Source organism: Nonomuraea sp. NPDC051298 (assembly GCF_055586305.1).
Window position 1 is genome coordinate 77268 of sequence record NZ_JBVJIM010000001.1, and the last position, 19048, is coordinate 96315.

At 71.1% G+C, this 19048-nt stretch carries 17 protein-coding genes; 3 read left to right on the plus strand and 14 right to left on the minus strand.

The window, feature by feature from the left end; all coding sequences use genetic code 11:
• Nucleotides 1-11: 11 nt before the first annotated feature.
• Nucleotides 12-1271, minus strand: a complete 1260-nt coding sequence (gene hisS / locus ACZ6S0_RS00325) for a histidine--tRNA ligase (RefSeq protein WP_465912328.1) — start codon at nucleotides 1269-1271, stop codon at nucleotides 12-14.
• Nucleotides 1271-1951 (minus strand): MBL fold metallo-hydrolase, encoded by a 681-nt coding sequence (locus ACZ6S0_RS00330; protein ID WP_465912331.1) that lies wholly within the window; start codon nucleotides 1949-1951, stop codon nucleotides 1271-1273. Before ACZ6S0_RS00330 ends, hisS begins: the two co-directional genes overlap by 1 nt.
• Nucleotides 1952-2089: 138 nt before the next feature.
• On the opposite strand from ACZ6S0_RS00330, the gene ACZ6S0_RS00335 reads away from it, so the two are divergent.
• The 3 genes from ACZ6S0_RS00335 (at nucleotide 2090) to ACZ6S0_RS00345 (ending at nucleotide 5466) form a co-directional block, all read left to right on the plus strand.
• On the plus strand, nucleotides 2090-2965 hold the full coding sequence (locus ACZ6S0_RS00335) for a peptidylprolyl isomerase (RefSeq protein ID WP_465912333.1): 876 nt from the start codon (nucleotides 2090-2092) through the stop codon (nucleotides 2963-2965).
• Nucleotides 2966-3027: 62 nt separating this feature from the next.
• Nucleotides 3028-4257: a DUF349 domain-containing protein gene (locus tag ACZ6S0_RS00340; RefSeq protein ID WP_465912335.1), complete on the plus strand. Its 1230-nt coding sequence runs from the start codon at nucleotides 3028-3030 to the stop codon at nucleotides 4255-4257.
• 117 nt (nucleotides 4258-4374) lie between these two features.
• The gene (locus ACZ6S0_RS00345) at nucleotides 4375-5466 is read left to right on the plus strand and encodes a cupin domain-containing protein (RefSeq protein WP_465912338.1); all 1092 of its coding nucleotides are present in this window, start codon (nucleotides 4375-4377) and stop codon (nucleotides 5464-5466) included.
• A gap of 26 nt (nucleotides 5467-5492) precedes the next feature.
• Here the strand turns inward: ACZ6S0_RS00345 and ACZ6S0_RS00350 are convergent, their stop codons facing one another.
• The 12 genes from ACZ6S0_RS00350 to ACZ6S0_RS00405 form a co-directional block, all read right to left on the minus strand.
• Nucleotides 5493-7682, minus strand: coding sequence for a RelA/SpoT family protein (locus ACZ6S0_RS00350; RefSeq protein WP_465913348.1), 2190 nt, complete (start codon nucleotides 7680-7682; stop codon nucleotides 5493-5495).
• Between the two features lie 187 nt (nucleotides 7683-7869).
• Nucleotides 7870-8388 carry an adenine phosphoribosyltransferase gene (locus tag ACZ6S0_RS00355; protein WP_465912340.1) on the minus strand — a complete coding sequence of 173 codons (519 nt, stop codon included), beginning with the start codon at nucleotides 8386-8388 and terminating at the stop codon, nucleotides 7870-7872.
• 175 nt (nucleotides 8389-8563) lie between these two features.
• On the minus strand, nucleotides 8564-9565 hold the full coding sequence (secF, locus tag ACZ6S0_RS00360; RefSeq protein ID WP_465912342.1) for a protein translocase subunit SecF: 1002 nt from the start codon (nucleotides 9563-9565) through the stop codon (nucleotides 8564-8566).
• Nucleotide 9566: 1 nt separating this feature from the next.
• Nucleotides 9567-11420, minus strand: coding sequence for a protein translocase subunit SecD (gene secD, locus ACZ6S0_RS00365; protein WP_465912344.1), 1854 nt, complete (start codon nucleotides 11418-11420; stop codon nucleotides 9567-9569).
• 44 nt (nucleotides 11421-11464) lie between these two features.
• Nucleotides 11465-11857, minus strand: a complete 393-nt coding sequence (yajC, locus tag ACZ6S0_RS00370; protein WP_465912346.1) for a preprotein translocase subunit YajC — start codon at nucleotides 11855-11857, stop codon at nucleotides 11465-11467.
• Between the two features lie 211 nt (nucleotides 11858-12068).
• Nucleotides 12069-13109 (minus strand): Holliday junction branch migration DNA helicase RuvB, encoded by a 1041-nt coding sequence (gene ruvB, locus ACZ6S0_RS00375; RefSeq protein ID WP_465912348.1) that lies wholly within the window; start codon nucleotides 13107-13109, stop codon nucleotides 12069-12071.
• A gap of 387 nt (nucleotides 13110-13496) precedes the next feature.
• Nucleotides 13497-14117, minus strand: coding sequence for a Holliday junction branch migration protein RuvA (gene ruvA, locus ACZ6S0_RS00380; RefSeq protein WP_465912350.1), 621 nt, complete (start codon nucleotides 14115-14117; stop codon nucleotides 13497-13499).
• Entirely contained in the window at nucleotides 14114-14296 is a 183-nt protein-coding gene (locus tag ACZ6S0_RS00385; protein WP_465912352.1) for a hypothetical protein, read from the minus strand. The genes ruvA and ACZ6S0_RS00385 overlap by 4 nt, the downstream gene beginning before the upstream one ends.
• Before the next feature lie 123 nt (nucleotides 14297-14419).
• Nucleotides 14420-14950: a crossover junction endodeoxyribonuclease RuvC gene (gene ruvC, locus ACZ6S0_RS00390; RefSeq protein ID WP_465913351.1), complete on the minus strand. Its 531-nt coding sequence runs from the start codon at nucleotides 14948-14950 to the stop codon at nucleotides 14420-14422.
• 87 nt (nucleotides 14951-15037) lie between these two features.
• Nucleotides 15038-16186, minus strand: a complete 1149-nt coding sequence (locus ACZ6S0_RS00395; protein ID WP_465912353.1) for a GNAT family N-acetyltransferase — start codon at nucleotides 16184-16186, stop codon at nucleotides 15038-15040.
• 12 nt (nucleotides 16187-16198) lie between these two features.
• Nucleotides 16199-17980: a hypothetical protein gene (locus ACZ6S0_RS00400; protein WP_465912355.1), complete on the minus strand. Its 1782-nt coding sequence runs from the start codon at nucleotides 17978-17980 to the stop codon at nucleotides 16199-16201.
• A gap of 316 nt (nucleotides 17981-18296) precedes the next feature.
• A complete protein-coding gene (locus tag ACZ6S0_RS00405) occupies nucleotides 18297-19046 on the minus strand; it encodes a YebC/PmpR family DNA-binding transcriptional regulator (RefSeq protein WP_465912357.1) in 750 nt (249 codons plus the stop codon).
• Nucleotides 19047-19048: the final 2 nt, after the last annotated feature.

Below are 19048 nucleotides of genomic sequence, written 5' to 3' on the forward strand. Positions count from 1 at the left end.
CGGCTCGCCGGTCACTGCACCTTCCCCTTCAAGACGTCGACGACCTGGGCCAGCGGCACCTCGGCCTGCTCGGCGGTGGCCAGGTCTTTCACTTGCACGGCCGCGGCCGCGAGGTCACGCTCGCCCAGGATCAGCGCGAAGCGCGCGCCGGAACGATCGGCACCCTTCATCGCACCCTTGAGCCCCTTGCCGCCGAAGGCCATGTCGGCGCGCAGGCCCGCGCCGCGCAGCTCGTCGACGAGCAGGAACATGCGGCGGCGGGCGTCGTCGCCCAGCGGCACACCGTACACCTGGACGCGCTCCTGCGCCTCCTCGTCGGCCAAGCCCTCGGCCTGCAGGGCAAGGAAGGTGCGGTCGACGCCGAGCGCCCAGCCGACGCTGGGCAGCGGCGGGCCGTCGAGCATCTCGCTGAGCCCGTCGTAGCGGCCGCCGCCGCCGACGGCCGACTGGGAGCCGAGCCCGTCGTGGACGAACTCGAACGTCGTGCGCGTGTAGTAGTCGAGCCCGCGCACCAGCCGGGGGTCGTCCTCGAAGGCGACGCCGCAGGCGCTCAGCAGCCCGCGCACCTCCTCGTGGTACGCCTTGCACGCCGCGCACAGGTGGTCGACGACCAGCGGGGCCCCGGTGAGCTGGGCCTGCACCTCGGGCCGCTTGTCGTCGAGCACCCGCAGCGGGTTGATCTCGATGCGCGCCCTGGTGTCGTCGTCGAGGTCGAGCCCGCGCAGGAACTCCTGCAGCGCCGCCCGGTAGGCGGGCCGGCAGCTCTTGTCGCCCAGCGAGTTGAGCAGCAGCCGGACGCCCTTGAGCCCGAGCGAGGCGAAGCCGCGCACGCCCAGCACGATCATCTCGGCGTCGAGCGCCGGATCCTCGGAGCCCAGCGCCTCGGCCCCCACCTGCCAGAAGTGGCGGTAGCGGCCCTTCTGGGCGCGTTCGTAGCGGAACTGGCTGCCGGAGTACCACAGCTTCACCGGGAGCTGGCCGGTGTGCAGGTTGTGCTGGAGCACCGCGCGCACGACCGAGGCCGTGCCCTCGGGGCGCAGCGTCAGTGAGCGGCCCGCCTTGTCGGGGAAGGTGTACATCTCCTTGGAGACGATGTCGGTCGACTCGCCCACGCCCCTGGCGAACAACTGGGTGTCCTCGAACACAGGCGTCTCGATGTAGCCGTAGCCCGCCCGGCGCAGCGGCGCGGCGAGTGCCTCGCGTACGGCGAGAACCCGCTCCGAGCGGGGCGGCACCCAGTCGAAGGTGCCCTTCGGTGCTTGGAAGCTCATTAGATCCCTCGTGTGGGACCGGCGTGCGGCGCGGCTTCCTTCAGGTACGGGTTGGTCACGCGCTCGCGGCCGATCGTGGTCTGTGGTCCGTGGCCCGGCAGGACGACCGTATCGTCAGGCAGCGGCAGACACTTGGTAGCCAGGCTGCGCAGGATCGTCGCGTAGTCGCCGCCGGGAAGGTCGGTGCGGCCGATGGAGCCGGCGAACAGCAGGTCGCCCGCGAACATGACCTCGTCGCCGGGCAGCCGGAAGGTCACCGACCCCCTGGTATGGCCGGGCGTGTGGTCGACCACGAGCTCGAGGCCGGCGAGCTGGAGCGCGGCCCCGTCGGACAGCTCGCGCACGTCGTCGGGCTCGCTCAGCGTCAGCCCGCCGAACAGCGAGGCGCTGGTGCCCGACCAGCCGGCCGCCGGATCGCTCAGCAGGTGGCGGTCTTCCGGGTGGATCCACGCCGGCACGTCGCGCGCGCCGCAGACGGGGGCCACCGACCAGACGTGGTCGAGGTGGCCGTGGGTGAGCAGGACCGCGACTGGCTTGAGCCGGTGCTCGCGCAGCAGCTCGTCGACGCCGTCGGTCGCGTCCTGGCCCGGATCGACGATCACGCACTCCTCGCCGGCGGCAGGCGCGACGACGTAACAGTTGGTCTGGAAGGCCCCTGCGGGGAAGCCGGCGATGAGCATCTGCCTCAGGTGATCTCGTCGAAAAGCCAATGGGAATGTAACCGAAGGGTACCGGTGCGGGTCGCCGGGCTGCGAATCATTACCCATTGGCCGATACGATTCGCCCACCTCAGTTGATTGACTATGGGAGGCAAAGCGGTGGCCACGGGGAAGGACCGGCAGAAGCAGCTCGCGCGCGAGCACTACGAGCGGCAGCAGCAGCGCCGCGTCGAGCGCGAGCAGAAGGCCAAGCGGACGGCGATCATCGGCTCCACCGTCGGTGTGGTGATCGTGGTCGGCGGCATCGTGGCCGCGGTCGCGCTCCTAGGGGGCAACGACCCGGGCACCGAGGCGGCCGCCGCGTCGCCCTCGGCGACACCCGCCGAGACCGCCGCCGCGACGGCGGCCACGGGCCCGAAGCCGTACGACCCGGCGACGGGCACGTGCGACTACGCCAAGGACACGGCCGGCGGCCAGGTCGAGGACGTCGGCATGCCGCCGGCGAAGGTGAAGACCGAGCCCGCCACGAAGACGATGACGTTCGAGACGAACCAGGGCGACATCGTGGTCGAGCTGAACAACGCCAAGGCTCCGTGCACGACGAACTCGCTGGAGTTCCTGGCGAAGAAGAACTTCTACGACGGCAGCAAGTGCCACCGGCTCGGCAGCGCGCAGTTCCCGATGCTCCAGTGCGGCGACCCGACCGCCAAGGCCGACGGGAAGAGCCAGACCGACGGCTCGGGCGGCCCCGGCTACGTCATGGCCGAGGAGAACCTCACCGGCGCCCAGTACAAGCGCGGCGTGATGGCCATGGCCAAGACCCAGGCCCCGGGCAGCACGGGCAGCCAGTTCTTCCTCGTTTTCGGGGACATCGGCCTCACCCCCGATTACACACCGGTGGGTACGATCACCAAGGGGCTCGACATCCTGGACAAGGTGAGCAAAGCCGGAGTCATCGCCGACATGGGAGACGGGACCGGAGCACCGAAGCAAACCCTCGAAATCAAAGACGTGACAATCGCCGGCAAGAGCTGACGTAATACAAACTAGGGACGAAGTAGTCCCGAAGGGTCTGATGGATAGTGCGGGAGGACACGGTGAGCACCGACCCGTGGGGCCGGGTAGACGACGACGGCACCGTCTACGTGCGTACGGCTGAGGGAGAGCGGGCCGTCGGCTCCTGGCAGGCCGGTGAACCCGAAGAGGCACTGGCCTACTTCCATCGCAAGTACGACGAGCTGGCCGGGCAGGTGCAGCTCCTCGAGCAGCGGGTCAGGGGCACCGATCTGGCGCCGGCCCAGGCCGAGGCCGGCATCGTCAAGCTGCGCGAGGCCGTCGCCGACGCGCACGTCGTCGGCGACCTGGCCGCGCTGACGGCCCGCCTCGACAGCCTGACCGAGCTGGTGGCCCAGCGCCGCGAGGAGGTCAAGGCGGCCCGCGAGCACGCGCGGGCCGAGGCCAGGGAGGTCAAGGAGCGCATCGTCGGCGAGGCCGAGCGCATCGCCGACGAGACCACCCACTGGAAGTCGGGCGGCGAACGGCTGCGCCAGCTCGTCGAGGAGTGGAAGGCCGCCGACCGCATCGACCGGGTCACCGAGGCCGCGCTGTGGAAGCGGCTCTCGGCGGCGCGCACGGCGTTCGCCAAGCGGCGAAAGACGTACTTCGCGGGGCTCGACGAGCAGCGCGAGGGCGTGCGGGCGGCCAAGGAGCGCATCGTGGCCGAGGCCGAGGCGATCGCCGGCTCCACCGACTGGGGCGCGACCGCGGCCTACTACCGCGAGCTGATGCAGCAGTGGAAGAGCGCGGGCCGGGCCTCCCGCGAGGCCGAGGACGAGCTGTGGGCCAGGTTCAAGGCCGCCCAGGACCAGTTCTTCCAGGCGCGTTCCGCGGTCTTCGCCGAGCGGGACGCCTCGCTGGCCGCCAACGCGGTGGCCAAGGAGGAGCTGCTGGCCGAGGCGGAGAAGATCCTGCCGGTCACCGACGTACGCACGGCCAGGGCGGCGCTGCGCCACATCCTGGAGCGCTGGGAGGCCGCGGGACCGGTGCCGCGCGAGCAGCGCGACCGGCTGGAGGGCGGGCTGCGCAAGGTCGACGAGTCCGTGCGCAAGGCCGAGGACGCCGAGTGGAAGCGGTCCAACCCCGAGGCCAGGGCCCGCGCCCAGAGCACGGTCGACCAGCTCCGCACCTCGATCGAGCAGCTCGAGAAGCGGCTGTCCAAGGCGCAGGCCGCCGGGCGGGCCAAGGACGTCAAGGAGGCCGAGGAGGCCCTGACCGCCCGCCGCTCGTGGCTGGCGGAGGCCGAGCGCACACTCACCGAGTTCAGCTAGGGTCCGGCGCGGGGGCCGGGCGCCCCTCGCCGGACCGCTTCGAACACCCCTTACCTGCGGGCCGCCGTCGCCGAATCGGGCGGCGAGCGACGGGGCCCGCGATCTAGGCTGTCCAGCATGGACCCCGTCGCCGCCGCGCGCGCCTTCGTCGAAGAGACGTTCCCGGGAGCTTTGTACGCCTTCGTCGGCGGCAGTGTGCTCACCGAGCGCCGCACGAGCACCTCAGATCTCGACATCATCGTGGTGCTCGACGGTCTCGACCGCCCCTATCGCGAGACGTTGCGCTGGCAGGGCTGGCCGATCGAGTTGTTCGCGCACAGCGAGACCAGCCTGGCCGCCTACATCGAGCGGGGCTTCGAGGAGCGGCAGCCCACGCTGGCGCGCGTCTGCGCGGAGGGCGCCGTGCTGACCGACAGGACGGGCGGGCGGGCCAGCGACCTGCAGAGCGCGCTGGGCGAGCGCGTCTCGGCCGGTCCGGGCGGGCAGACGGCGGGCCAGGCCGAGCAGTCCCGCCACGTGCTGTCCGACCTGCTCGACGACCTGGCGGGGGCGACCGACGCGGGTGAGCGGGCGTTCATCGGCTGGGAGGTCGTACAGGCCGCGGCGAAGACCGCGCTGGGCGCCGGGCGGTGGTGGCAGGGCAGCGGCAAGTGGCTGCTGCGGGAGCTGCGCGCGCACGATCCGGGGCTCGCCGACGAGCTGCTGAGCGCCCACGACGACCCCGCCAGGCTGACGGCCGTGGCCACAGGCGTGCTCGAACGGGCCGGAGGGCGCCTCTGGGAGGGCTACCGGAGCCAGGGTGACCCCTTCCACCAGACCCTGCGTCACGTCGCCTCAGAGGCGCTCTCCGGCGATACGGCGCAGAGCCCCGGCATGCGGCGCCTGTCCGCGATCAGCGGGGCCACCACCGGGTCGGCGCGGCTATGGATGGGCCAGACCCACGTCTCCCCCGCCACCCGCTCCTCCGACCACCACCACGGGGCCTCCGAGACGGCGATCTACGTGGTCAGCGGCAGGCCGTCGTTCGTGTTCCTGGAGGACGACAGGGAGGTGCGCATCGACGCGGGGCCCGGCGACTACGTCTACGTGCCGCCGTACGTGCCGCACCGCGAGGAGAACCCCGACCCGTCGCGGGAGGCGGTCGTGGTGATCGCCCGCAGCACCCAGGAGGCGATCGTCGTCAACCTGCCTGGCCTGCGCGCCCGCTGACCGCGCCCCGGCAGGGCGCGCGCCGGTCAGTTGCCCGCGCCGCTGACCCGGTAGACGTCGAAGACGCCCTGGATGCCGCGCACCGCCCTGAGCACGTGGCCCAGATGCTTCGGGTCGCCCATCTCGAAGGTGAACTTGCTGATCGCCACCCGGTCGCGCGACGTCGTCACCGACGCGCTCAGGATGTTGACGTGCTGGTCGGACAGTGTGCGGGTGACGTCGGACAACAGCCGCGGCCGGTCGAGCGCCTCGACCTGGATGGCCACCAGGAACACGCTGTCGTCGCCGGGCGACCAGCTCACCTCGACCAGCCGGTCGGGCTGCGTCTTGAGCTGCTGGACGTTGGTGCAGTCGGCGCGGTGCACGGACACGCCGTGGCCGCGGGTGACGAACCCGACGATCTCGTCGCCGGGCACCGGGGTGCAGCACTTCGACAGGCGTACCCACACGTCGGCGTCGCCGGCCACCACCACGCCCGCGCCGCCGCCGCGCGGACGGCCGCGCAGCCGGGTCGGCAGCGAGGTCTCGGCGATGTCCTCCTCGGCGCTGTCGACCCCGCCGATGGAGGCCACCAGCTTCTGTACGACCGCCTGGGCCGCGATGTGCCCCTCCCCCACGGCCGCGTAGAGGGCGGACACGTCGGGATAGCGCAGGTCGCGGGCGAGCGCCAGCAGCGACTCGCCCGACATCAGCCGCTGCAGCGGCAGGCCCTGCTTGCGCATGGCCCGCCCGATGGCCTCCTTGCCCGCCTCGATCGCGGTCTCGCGGCGCTCCTTGGAGAACCACTGACGGATCTTGTTGCGGGCCCGGCCCGACTTGACGAACTTCAGCCAGTCGCGCGACGGCCCGGCGTCGGGCGACTTCGAGGTGAAGATCTCCACCGTGTCGCCGTTGCCGAGCCGCGACTCCAGGGGCACCAGCCGCCCGTTGACCCGGGCGCCGATGCACCGATGGCCCACCTCGGTGTGCACCGCGTAGGCGAAGTCGACCGGCGTGGCCCCCTCGGGCAGGGCGATGACCTGGCCCTTCGGGGTGAACACGTAGACCTCGGAGACCGACAGGTCGAAGCGCAGCGACTCGAGGAACTCGCCGGGGTCGGCGGTCTCCTTCTGCCAGTCGAGGAGCTGGCGCAGCCAGGCCATGTCGCTGCCCGGCTTGACCTTGCCCGTGGGGCCGGGGGCGCCGACCTCCTCCTTGTACTTCCAGTGCGCGGCCACGCCGTATTCGGCCCGGTGGTGCATCGCGTGGGTGCGGATCTGCAGCTCCACCGGCTTGCCCTCGGGACCGATCACCGTGGTGTGCAGCGACTGGTACATGTTGAACTTGGGCATCGCTATGTAGTCTTTGAACCGGCCGGGCACCGGGTTCCACCTGGCGTGGATGGTGCCGAGCGCGGCATAGCAGTCGCGCACGCTGTCGACCAGCACGCGGATGCCCACGAGGTCGTAGATGTCGTCGAACGCCACGTCGCGGGCGATCATCTTCTGGTAGACCGAGTAGTAGTGCTTCGGCCGGCCCTTGACCACCGCGCGGATCTTGGCCTCGCGCAGGTCGCCCGAGACCTTCTCGATGACCTCCTGCAGGAACAGGTCGCGGCGCGGCGCCCGCTCCGACACCATGCGCGCGATCTCGTCGTAGCGCTTGGGGTAGAGCATGGCGAAGGCGAGGTCTTCCAGCTCCCACTTGATCGTGTTCATGCCCAGGCGGTGGGCCAGCGGGGCGAAGATCTCCAGCGTCTCGCGGGACTTCTGGTGGCGCTTGTGCTCCGGCAGGTAACGCATGGTGCGCATGTTGTGCAGCCGGTCGGCCAGCTTGATGATCAGGACCCGGATGTCGCGCGACATGGCCACGACCATCTTGCGCACGGTCTCGGCCTGCGCGGCGTCGCCGAACTTGACCTTGTCGAGCTTGGTGACGCCGTCGACCAGCGACCCGATCGTGTCGCCGAAGTCGCCGCGCAGCTCGTCGAGGCCGTAGGCGGTGTCCTCGACCGTGTCGTGCAGCAGGGCCGCGCACAGCGTCTCGTCGTCGGTGCCCAGCTCGGCCAGGATGGTCGCGACGGCCAGCGGATGGGTGATGTAGGGGTCGCCGGACTTCCGCTTCTGGTCGCGGTGGTGATAGGCGGCGACGTCGTACGCACGCTCGATCAGCCGCAGGTCGGCCTTGGGGTGGGTGGCCCGGACCGTCCGGAACAACGGCTCCAGCACCGGATTCATGGCCCCACCCCCGAACCGCCTGCGACGCACCGCCGGAGCGCCGGGCGCCTCGGCACTGCCGGCGTCGGTCACGTCGGGCGCGACCACGTCACGGGGCACACAGACTCCTCACGCAATGCTCCTCACGTTCGAGTCCAGATCCCCCCAGTGTATCCAGGCAGCCGACCTGGGCCTCCGTGGGCCGGGCTCACACGATCACGAGGGAGTGCAACTCCACTCCCGGCAGACGCTCACGTCCCTTGAGGAAGGCCAGCTCCATCAGCACGGCGATGCCGACCACCTCGGCTCCGGCCCTCTTCACCAGCTCCACGGCCGCCCTCGCGGTGCCCCCGGTGGCCAGCACGTCGTCGACGACGAGAACCCGGTCGCCGGGCGTGAAGGCGTCACGGTGGACCTCGATGGTCGCGGAGCCGTACTCCAGATCGTAGGACTCTTCCAGGGTTTCGGCGGGCAGTTTCCCCTTCTTGCGCACGGGCACGAACCCGGCCCCCGCCCGGTACGCCACCGGCGCGGCCAGGATGAACCCGCGCGCCTCGATCCCCACGATCTTGTCCACCTGGTGCAGCCCGGCCAGCTCGTCCACTACGGCCGTCATCGCGACCGGGTCGGCCAGGAGCGGGGTGATGTCCTTGAACAGGACGCCCGGCTTGGGGTAGTCGGGCACGTCCCTGATCCGGTCAAGGATGATCGTGCTCAGCTCCGTCATGGTGTTCCTCACATTTCTCCACCGGCCGTCTGCCGGGCTCCATGATGGTGCATTCCGGGCCCGGGTCCGTACGGAGAGCCCTGGGACGCCCCTGAGAGGCCCTCGGAGCGCCCGGACGCACACGAACGACGCCCCCGCCCCGGAGAGGGGCGAGGGCGTCGTACAGGAGCTCCGGCTAGCCCTTGGCTACGGCCGCGCTTTTGGAACCCTTCTTGCCGCCTCCGCCACCGCCTCCGGTGGAGGCCAGCCGCTTGGCGATGGCCTGGTACTTCGGCTCGCGCTCCTTCAGCGTCACCAGCAGCGGCGTCGCCACGCACAGCGAGGAGTAGGTGCCGACGATCATGCCGACGAACAGGGCCAGCGACAGGTCCTTCAGCGTGCCCGCGCCGAGCAGCGTGGTGCCGATGAACAGGATCGCCGCCACCGGCAGGATCGCGACCAGCGAGGTGTTCAGCGAGCGGATCAGCGTGTGGTTGAGCGCGTTGTTGGCCGCCATCGAGTAGGTCTGCTTGGACGTGTGCCCCAGCTTGGCCGTGACCTCCTTGATCATGTCGAACACCACGACCGCGTCGTAGAGCGAGTAACCGAGGATGGTCAGGAAGCCCAGCAGCGTGGCGGGCGTGACCTCGAAACCCGACCAGGCGTAGATGCCCGCCGTGATGACGAGGTCGTGGATGAGCGCGACGATTGCCGCCAGCGCCATCTTCGGCTCGAACGCCATCGACAGGTACAGGATGATCGCCAGCATGAACACGGCCAGGCCGATCCAGGCCTTCTGCAAGACCTCACCGCCCCAGGACGGGCCGATGGCCTGGACGCTGACCTGCCCGACCGGGACGTTGTATTCCTTGGCGATCTCGGACTGCACCTGCTCCCTGGTGTTCTCCGGGAGGCTCTCGGTGGTCACCCGCCAGCCGGTCTCGCCGGCCGACTGGACGATCGCCTGGTGCACGCCCTCGTCGAGGACGGTCGCGCGGACCTGCTCGACGGTGGCCTGCTCCGACTTGAACGTGAAGACCGTGCCGCCCCTGAACTCCACACCCAGATTGAGTCCGTTGAACACCAGGCCCGCGATCGAGATGAGCAGCAGGAGGCCCGACAGGCTGTACCAGAGCCTCCACTTGCCGACGAAGTCGACGTCGATCTCGCCGCGGTAGAGGCGACGCCCCAGTCCCATCTCAGGCCTCCTGCGGAGTGGTCGTGCTGCCGGACTGACCCGCTTCGCTCATGCGCTCCGCGTCGAGACCCGACAGCGGGTGCCCCTTGGCGAAGAACTTCACTCTCGCCAGCAAGGCGATGAACGGCTTGGTGAACAGGAACACCACCACGACGTCGATCAGCGTGGTCAGGCCCATCGCGAACGCGAACCCGGCCACACCGCCCACCGCCAGGAAGTAGAGCACGATCGCGGCGATGAACATGACGGCGTCGGCGATCAGGATCGTGCGCCGTGCACGGACCCAGGCCACCTCGACGGCCGCGCGAAGCGACCGCCGTCCTTCCTTCATCTCATCACGTATGCGTTCGAAGTACACGATGAAGGAGTCGGCGGTGATGCCGATCGAGACCACCAGGCCGATGATGTGGGGCAGCGAGAGGCGGAAGTTGGCGTTGTGGCCGAGCACGACCACCGCCGCGTACGTGATGATCGTGGCCACCACGAGGCTCAGCACCGCCACGATGCCCAGGCCCCGGTAGTAGAGCAGACAGTAGACGACCACGAGCGCCAGGCCGATCAGGCCCGCGATCAGGCCGCCCGTGAGCTGGTCCTGGCCCAGGGTGGACGAGACCGTGTCGACCGAGCTGCGGTTGAACTTCAGCGGCAGCGCGCCGTACTTGAGCTGGTCGGCCAGGTTGGTGGCGCTGATCTGGTCGAAGCCGCCGGTGATCTCGGCCCGGCCGCCGGGGATCGGGCTGATGATGTTGGGGGCGGTGATGACGACGCCGTCGAGCACGACCGCGACCTTGTTGCGCGGCTCGGGCGAGTTGTAGGCGGCGGTGGTGAGCTTGCTCCACTCGCCGGCGCCCTTGCTCTTGAAGTCGAGCTGGACGACCCACTCGGTGGTGCCCTGCTGGACGCCCGACGTGGCCGTGTCGATGTCGGTGCCGACGACCTTGGCGACGTCGAGGACGTACTTGAAGCTGCCGTCGGTCTCGCAGGCCGCGTACTGCTTGTTCGGGTCGTCCTGGACACCCTGGCCGCGGTTGGCCGGGGTGGCGCAGTCGAGCTTGTTGAACTGCGCCAGCACCGCCGGGTCGATGCCCGAGGTGTCGATCCCGGCGTTGGGGTCCTGCATGGGCGGCGTGCTCGCCTCGCCGGAGGGCGTGGCCGAGGGCGACGTCTTCGCGTCCTGGCCCTTGTCGTCCTGCTTCTTGCCGTTCTGGCCGCCGCTCTCATTGCCCGAGGGCTGCGCGGACGGATCGGTGGACGCCCGGCCGGAGCCCTCGGCGGGCGCCGACGCCGCCGGGGACGGGGCGGTCAGCGCCGACGACAGCGCCTTGCCCGTCGGGGAGGCGCTCGGCGTGGAGACCGACTGCGAGCCGGACGGCGCGGTCGACGGCGACGAGGACGGCGGGGTGGACGCGTTGCCCGGCTGGCTCGCGGAGCCGCTCGGCGTCGGCGCGTTCGTGGGCAGATTCTGCGGGACCTGCGTGGCCTCCATGGCGAGCACCTGGCGGAAACGCAGCTCCGCCGTGGTCGCGACCAGTTTGATGGCCTCGCTCTGGCCGACGCCCGGGATGGAGATGATGATGTTGTCGCCGGACTTGGCGACCTCCGCGTCGGAGATTCCGGTGCCGTTGACCCGGTCGCGGATGATGTTCACCGCGCGGTCGAGGATCTCCTCCGGCGGCGCCGCGTTGTTCTGGGTCACGGGGGACAAAGTCACCGTCGTGCCGCCCGCGAGGTCGAGCCCCAGCTTGGGCGTGAACGCCTTCTGCAAGAGCATCGTCCCGCCCAGGGCGAGGATGAGCGCCAGCAGCACCAGGAGCGTACGCCCCGGTCGGCTGTGGCGGCTGGTCGGTCGGGCCACTGGTCGTCAGTTCTTTCAGATAGAGGTTGTATCGCAGAGCTTAGTCAGGACTGCTTCGTGCTGGAGTCCTGGTCGCCGTTGCGCTCCACGGTGGCCTCGGACTCCTTCTTGCCCTCTTCGCCGAGCCCGGTGTCCTGGGTGGACGGCTCGTCGTCACTCCCGGCGGCGTCGGACTGGGTGACGACGCGGCCGATGGCGGCCTTCACCCAGCGCGTCTCGACCCCCGGAGCGATCTCGAGGATGACGTCCTCATTGTCCACCGCGACGACGGTGCCGAACAGCCCGGTCGTGGTCATCACCCGGGCGCCGGGCGCCAGGGAGTTCTGCATCTTGACCGCCTCTTGCTGGCGCTTGCGCTGGGGGCGGATCAGCAGGAAGTAGAACACCACCACCAGAAGAATCAGCGGCAGGATGCTTCCGAGTTGTCCCATGTCCATCAGGGGCGACCTTCCATTTTCGTACAAGAAGTTGACACCGGCCTCGCGCCGGAAATTCCGTGCGTTGCGTCGGGCCGCGCCGCTCAGCCCATCAGCCTACACAGCCAGCCAAGCCACGGAGTGTAGGCGCTTGTTGCGAAACGCGGCAACGAGGCAGCGTTTCGGCGCGCGGGGAAGTTCCCATTTTGAAATGGTTGCAACCGTTCTGTGATCAGTCGAAAAGCGACGCTCCGAACGCGTCGGGTGGCGGAGTCATTCCGAGATGTGCCCAGGCGGCAGCCGTGGCGACCCGGCCGCGCGGGGTCCTGGCCAGCAGCCCCTGGCGGACGAGGAACGGCTCGGCCACCACCTCGACCGTCTCCGGCTCCTCCCCCACGGCCACCGCCAGCGTGGAGAGGCCGACCGGGCCGCCGCCGAACTTGCGCAGCAGCACGCCCAGCACGGCCCGGTCGAGCCGGTCGAGCCCTTCGCCGTCGACCTCGTACAGGTTGAGCGCCGCCGAGGCGATGTCCCGGTTGACCAGGCCGTCGGCGCGGACGTCGGCGAAGTCGCGCACGCGGCGCAGCAGCCGGTTCGCGATGCGCGGCGTGCCCCGGGACCGCCTGGCGATCTCGTGCGCGCCCTCGCCGGGCAGCGCGACCTCGAGCAGCTTGGCCGAGCGGCGGAGCACCTCCTCCAGCTCCGCGACCTCGTAGAAGTCCATGTGGGCGGTGAAGCCGAAGCGGTCGCGCAGCGGCGCGGGCAGCAGGCCCGCACGCGTGGTGGCGCCGACCAGTGTGAAGGGCGCGATCTCCAGCGGGATGGCGGTGGCCCCAGGCCCCTTGCCGACCACGATGTCGACCCGGAAGTCCTCCATGGCGAGGTAGAGCATCTCCTCGGCGGGTCTGGCCATGCGGTGGATCTCGTCGATGAACAGCACCTCGCCCTCCGCCAGCGTGGACAGGATGGCGGCGAGGTCTCCGGCGCGCTCCAGGGCGGGGCCGGAGGTGATCCGCAGAGGGGCGTTCAGCTCGGCGGCGATGATCATGGCCAGCGTGGTCTTGCCGAGGCCAGGAGAGCCGCTCATGAGCACGTGGTCGGGCGGGCGCCGCCGGCGCAGGGCGCTCTCCAGGACGAGGGAGAGCTGCTCGCGCACGCGCCCCTGGCCGATGAACTCGCTCAGGCGCTTGGGCCGGAGCGCGGCCTCGATCTGGAGCTCGTCGCCTCCGGCGGAGGGCGACAGGATCTCCTCCCGCTCATACCCCACGCCCATACCTCCTCTTGCCGCCGCCCTGACTGACCGAGCCCAGACTGACCGAGCCTTGGCTGATTGAGCCTTGGCTGACCGATCCCTCGCCCACAGCACCCTTGTCCACAGCGCCCTTGCCCACAGCACCCCCACTGACGGTGCCCCTGCCCACGGCACCCTCGCCGACAGTGCCCCTGCCCACGGCGCCCCTGCTGACAGTGCCCTTGCCGAAAGCGCTCCTGCTGGCTGAGAGCTTGCCGACCGATAGCTTGCCGACCGAGATCTTGCTGGCACAGGCCCGGCTCACGGGCTCTCCGGTGAGGGTGCCGGTCCCGGCTCGCGGTCGTTCACCTGTGGTTTCGGCTCTTCGCGGAGCGCGCGGGACCGTGCGGGCGCGGCGGTGGGGAGGGGTCATCGGACGCTCAGGGAGCGCAGGGCGGCCTTGAGGAGGGCGGCGACCTGGGGCTGGCGTCCGGCGGCCAGCTCGGCCTCGGCCTCGGGCTCCACGGTGGCGACGGCCTCGTCGGCGTCCTTGCCTGAGTAGCCCAGCCCCACCAGCCCTGAGTGCACCTGATCCCGCCACAGCGCCACCCGCCGCTCTCCGTTGAGCGCGGCGTTGACGGCCTCTTCCGGCGTGCCGAGCCGGTCTTTCAGCTCCAGGACGATCCGCTGCGCGCCCTTCTGGCCGATGCCCGGCACCTTCGTCAGCGCCTTGAGGTCGGCACTGGCGACGGCCACCCGCAGCGCGTTGGGCGGGTGCACGGCGAGCATGGCCAGGGCCAGCTTGGGCCCGACGCCGCTGGCCGTCTGGAGCAGCTCGAACACGGCCCGCTCGTCGTCGGTGGCGAAGCCGTAGAGAGTGAGCGACTCCTCGCGGACGACCAGCGACGTCGCCAGGCGCGCGTCTTCTCCCATGCGCAGGGTCGCGAGGGTGCCCGGAGTGCAGTGGGTCAGAATGCCGACGCCGCCGACCTCGATCACGGCTCCGTCGGGCGCCATCGCCGTCACCCTGCCCGCCACCGACGCGATCACGTCAGCCCTCCTGCCACCGCTCCCCCTGACCCGATCGCGGCCTCGCCGCCGGTCATCGGCCCGATCACGGCCTCGTCGCCGGTCACCGGCCCCACCGGCGCGATCCCGGCCGTGCCGCCGGTCGCCGGCCCCATCGGCGCGATCACACCCGTCCCCCTGGTCACTGGCACCTCCGCCACGGCTCTGCTCCCCGCACGCGTCTGCCCAGGCTCTGCCCTGGGCTCGCGGGCGATGCGGTTATCTGTCATAGCGCACTCCGGGCCCCGGCGACCACCGACACCACGTGAACCTCCGGCGAGGGCTCACCGACGTGGGCCCTTCTGGGTCGCCTTGGCCAGGGCTTCGGCCAGGCGGTGCTGGGCGCCGCCGCGCCAGACGTGGCAGATGGCCAGGGCGAGCGCGTCGGCGGCGTCGGCGGGCTTGGGCATCTCCGGCAGCCGCAGCAGGCGGGTGACCATGGTGCCGATCTGCTTCTTGTCGGCCCGGCCGCTGCCGGTGATGGCCGCCTTGACCTCGGACGGCGTGTGCAGCGCCACCGGGAGCCCGCGCCGGGCCGCGCAGAGCACGGCGATGCCCGCCGCCTGCGCGGTGCCCATCACCGTGCGGACGTTGTGCTGGCTGAAGACCCGTTCGACGGCCACCGCCTCGGGGCGCACGTCGTCGAGCCACTCCTCGATGCCCGCCTCGATGCGGACGAGCCTGGACCCCAGCTCGTCGTCGGCCCCGGTGCGCACCACCCCGACGGCCACCAGCGACAGCGGCGCTCCCGGGCGCCCCTCGACGGCGCCCAGGCCGCACCGGGTCAGCCCCGGATCGACGCCCAACACCCGCACCCGCATGCCCTCCCGGCCCGTCGCCGAACATCTGTTCGGCACGAGACTTTACCCCTGCGGGGCGGGGCGCGCATCGGGAAACGCCTGTCAGAAGCTCTCGAGCATGTACGGCTTGGCGACGAAGGCGGCCTCAAGTGCCTGGTCGTATCGGTCATCTCCGGACATGAGCCCGCTGAGCCGCAGCGTCTGCACCGGAATCCCGGCGTACAGGGCGGACAAGCCGTTCACCGAGAGCGTGACGCCGAGGGTCCCGGAGACCGGCGTGGCCGTGCCAGAGCCGCCGGAGACCTCCAGCCGGTACGTCCCCCCTCCCCCGATCGGGTCGTCCACGGTGACCACGGCCGCGCAGGAGACGTGCGCGGGAAAGCCCCTGCGCTCGACGGCCGCGGCCACGTCCAGCACCCTGAACATCCACCGCTCCTGGTGGACCCGCTCGGCCGTCCGCTCGTGGAGCAGCCACAGCACGGGGTCGTCGGGCGACACCGCGGCCACCACCTCGCGGGCGATCGTGGACGCGCTGCCCACCAGGGACCACAGCGCGCGCAGCGTCTGCGTGGAGGCGGCCAGCAGGCTCTCGACCGCCATCGTGCCGTCGCCCTGCCACCGGTAGATGGCGTAGCCGTCGTCCGCGAGGTAGAGGAAGTCGTCCTCCTTGGCCAGCCACACGCTCCAGGTGCGCTCGTCCCAAGAGACGGGACCGCTCGAACGGGCGGCGCCGTGCACGCGGTGCAGCACCGAGACCAGCTCCGCGGCGTCGTCCGGCCCCATCCTGCGCAGCTTGACCTGCCCGGACGGCCGGATCGCGCGCAGCGACTCGGCGGGCAGGCGTACGGTGTGCCGGGCCCCGGCGTGCTCGTAGCCGACGCCGCGGTAGATGGCGGTGGTGGCCGGGAACAGCACGGACACCGCGTCGCCGAGCGTCTTCCCCCGCTCGACCACGGCGCGCATGAGCCGGCCGCCGACACCGCGACCGCGGTCCTCCGGGCTGACGGTGACGGCCGCGATGCCCGACATCGGCTGCGGACGCCCGTGCCACCACTGCGTGAACGGGCGCAGCCGGGCCGCCGCGACCAGCCGGCCGCCGTCGAGCACTCCGAGGTAGCGGCCCTCGTCCAGGTCGGGGAGTACGGCGCGCCGCCATCTCTCCCCGTCGGCGGGCGTGACCGGGCCGAAGGAACGCTTACGCAGGTCGAAGACGTCGTCGAGATCGTCGGGGGTGAGGTCGCGTATATCCACGAACAGGCAACCCTACGCAACCGGCGTACGTTCGCGCGAACCAGTTGCGGCGCCGTTCGTCGCGACCGCGAGCCTGTCGAGATAGAGGAGCTGGGCGGCGACCAGGGCGGCCAGCGCGACCGCGACGACCAGCAGCGGCGTCCCTGCGGCGACGTCGGGGGCGATGCCGCTGTAGCCGCTGAGCAGGGCCAACTGCGCGACCGGGGTGGTGAACAGCTCGGCGTTCTGCGCCACCAGCAGCGGCCAGCCGAGGTCGTGGGCGTTCACGAGCGTGACGGCGCCGACGAGGATGCCCGCCATGGGGAGCGAGGGCAGGAACACCCCCGCGAAGAAGTCCTTGTCGGTGCGCTCGGCCAGGCCCTTGCACAGCAGCGTGAGAACGAACAGGGCCGGGACGCTCACCAGCAGCGGCGGAATGAGCGCGGGAAGGGTGTCGATGAGGCCGAGGTTGCGGACGTTCTGCCAGTTGGCGACGCCGAGGGGGCCGGTGCCGACGAACAGCCACGGGGCGAAGAGGAGGAGCAGCCACTCGCTGGCCCTGCCGAGCGGGCGCAGTCCGCCGATGCCGAGCGCGGCCAGGTACGCCACCCCCACCGAGACGAACGCCCCGACGATCGCGGGCACCCAGGTGTTGACGAACGCGCCCAGGCTGCCGGCCTCGGTGGAGGGCGGCGAGGCGAGGACGCCGTCCATCCAGGGCCAGGTGAGCACGAGCGCGACCACCACGACGACCACGAGCGCGACGACGCCGACCGCCACGGCCACGGGGTTCGCCGCCGTCCGGGCCGGGGCCCGACCGCCGTCGCCGCTCACGGGCCCCGGGAGGTACGGGCTGCCCGGCCCGGGAACGGCGCCGGGAGCCGCCGGGGGCGGCAGGGGCACCGCGCTGCCCGGGGCCGGCTCGCCGCCGGGGATGCCGGAGGCCTGACCGTACGGGCCCTGCGGCGCCGGGTCCGACGCGGCGCGGCGGGTCACGGTGATGCTGAGGCGCGCGGCCACGGCGACGATCGTGGCGATGAGGCCCAGCACGCCGAGGATCACCCCCGTAAGGACCGCGATGGACGCACCAAGGCCGAATTCGGCCGTTCTGAAGGCTTTGTCGTACTGGAGGCCCGCGAGCGTCTCTGTGACGCGCTCAGGGCCGCCCCGCGTGAGCGCCAGGCCGATGGAGAACGACTGGAGGCCGACGGCGACCATCGCGAGCACGACGAGGACGCCGACGACGAGCATCGCGGGCACGGGGGTGCCGCCGCGCAGCGCGGGCAGGAACGCGATCACGGCCAGCGCGCAGACCAGCCCGAACGTGGCGGCGGCGACGATCAGCCGGAGCGCGCCCGGGGCCGTGGCGGGCTCACGCAGGCCCTCGGCCAGGGTGACCAGGCCCGTGGCGTCGTCCGTCAGGCCGCGCATCCAGGCCCCCGCGACCGCGACCGGCGAGAAGGTGACGACGGCCAGCGAGAGCACGACGCGCCCGGCCCGCCGCGTCCAGGTGCCCGCCCGGTCGAGGGCGAGGGCCAGCAGCGGTCCCACCACCACGGCCACCAGCAGCGGGAACACGATCATCGAGAACGTGAACCCCAGCGCACGCCAGAACTCGGCCTCGCCCAGCAGATGGGTGTAGTTGGCCGTCCCCACGTAGGCGCTGTCGCGCAGGATGCCGCCGCTCTGGAAGCTGAGCCAGATCGTCTGCCCCGTCGGCAGCACCAGGGTGATGAGGGCGCCGAGTAACGCGGGGACGGCCAGCAGGAAGCCGAGCGCTCGCGAGTAGGGCTGTGGAGGGATGGGGGAAGTCACGACGCCCGACCCTACGCTGCCCCGGCCCCCTCGCGCACGCTTCGCCACCGGCCGGTCCGTGATCCATCACACCCGGACGACCCGTGCCGGTGAACACCAGGCCATCGCGCCCATCCGGCCAGAACGGCCGTCCGGTGAACGCCAGGCCATCGCGCCCGTCCGCCAGAACGCCCGTCCGGTGAACGCCGCGCCCGCGGACACCGCCCCGGTGAACGCCGGACCAACAGGACACCGGACCGATGGGACGCCGAGGTGGCGGACGCGGGACCGGCCGGCCGGACCGCCGGGCTCGCGGACATCGGGGCCCGGCAGCGGATCAGTCGAGGGCGGCCAGCACGTCGTCGGAGACGTCGAAGTTGGCGAAGACGTTCTGCACGTCGTCGCTGTCCTCCAGCGCATCGATGAGGCGGAAGACCTTCTTGGCCCCCTCCTCGTCGAGCGGCACGCTCATCGTCGGCAGAAAGCTGGACTCGGCCGAGTCGTAGTCGATGCCGGACTCCTGGAGCGCCTTGCGCACCGGCACCAGGTCACCGGCCTCGGAGACGACCTCGAACGAGTCGCCCAGGTCGTTGACCTCCTCGGCGCCCGCGTCGAGCACGGCCATGAGCACGGTGTCCTCGTCGAGCCCGTTCTTGGGCACGATCACGACGCCCTTGCGGTTGAACATGTAGGAGACGGAGCCGGGGTCGGCCAGCGAGCCGCCGTTGCGGGTGAGCGCGACGCGGACCTCGGAGGCCGCGCGGTTGCGGTTGTCGGTGAGGCACTCGATGAGCACCGCGACGCCGCCGGGCGCGTAGCCCTCGTACATGATCGTCTGCCAGTCGGCGCCGCCCGCCTCCAGGCCGCCGCCGCGCTTGCGCGCCCGCTCGATGTTGTCGTTGGGCACGGAGTTCTTCTTGGCCTTGAAGATGGCGTCGAAGAGGGTGGGGTTGGCGTCCGGGTCAGGGCCACCGGTCCGGGCCGCCACCTCGATGTTCTTGATGAGCTTCGCGAACAGCTTGCCGCGCTTGGCGTCGAGCGCGGCCTTCTTGTGCTTCGTCGTCGCCCATTTGGAGTGGCCGGACATTA

Coding starts and splice junctions, on each gene's coding strand:
- hisS (WP_465912328.1), bottom strand. CDS start 1,271: ATGAGCTTCCAAGCACCGAAGGGCACCTTCGACTGGGTGCCGCCCCGC.
- ACZ6S0_RS00330 (WP_465912331.1), bottom strand. CDS start 1,951: ATGCTCATCGCCGGCTTCCCCGCAGGGGCCTTCCAGACCAACTGTTAC.
- ACZ6S0_RS00345 (WP_465912338.1), top strand. CDS start 4,375: ATGGACCCCGTCGCCGCCGCGCGCGCCTTCGTCGAAGAGACGTTCCCG.
- ACZ6S0_RS00350 (WP_465913348.1), bottom strand. CDS start 7,682: ATGAATCCGGTGCTGGAGCCGTTGTTCCGGACGGTCCGGGCCACCCAC.
- ACZ6S0_RS00355 (WP_465912340.1), bottom strand. CDS start 8,388: ATGACGGAGCTGAGCACGATCATCCTTGACCGGATCAGGGACGTGCCC.
- secF (WP_465912342.1), bottom strand. CDS start 9,565: ATGGGACTGGGGCGTCGCCTCTACCGCGGCGAGATCGACGTCGACTTC.
- yajC (WP_465912346.1), bottom strand. CDS start 11,857: ATGGACATGGGACAACTCGGAAGCATCCTGCCGCTGATTCTTCTGGTG.
- ruvB (WP_465912348.1), bottom strand. CDS start 13,109: ATGGGCGTGGGGTATGAGCGGGAGGAGATCCTGTCGCCCTCCGCCGGA.
- ACZ6S0_RS00405 (WP_465912357.1), bottom strand. CDS start 19,046: ATGTCCGGCCACTCCAAATGGGCGACGACGAAGCACAAGAAGGCCGCG.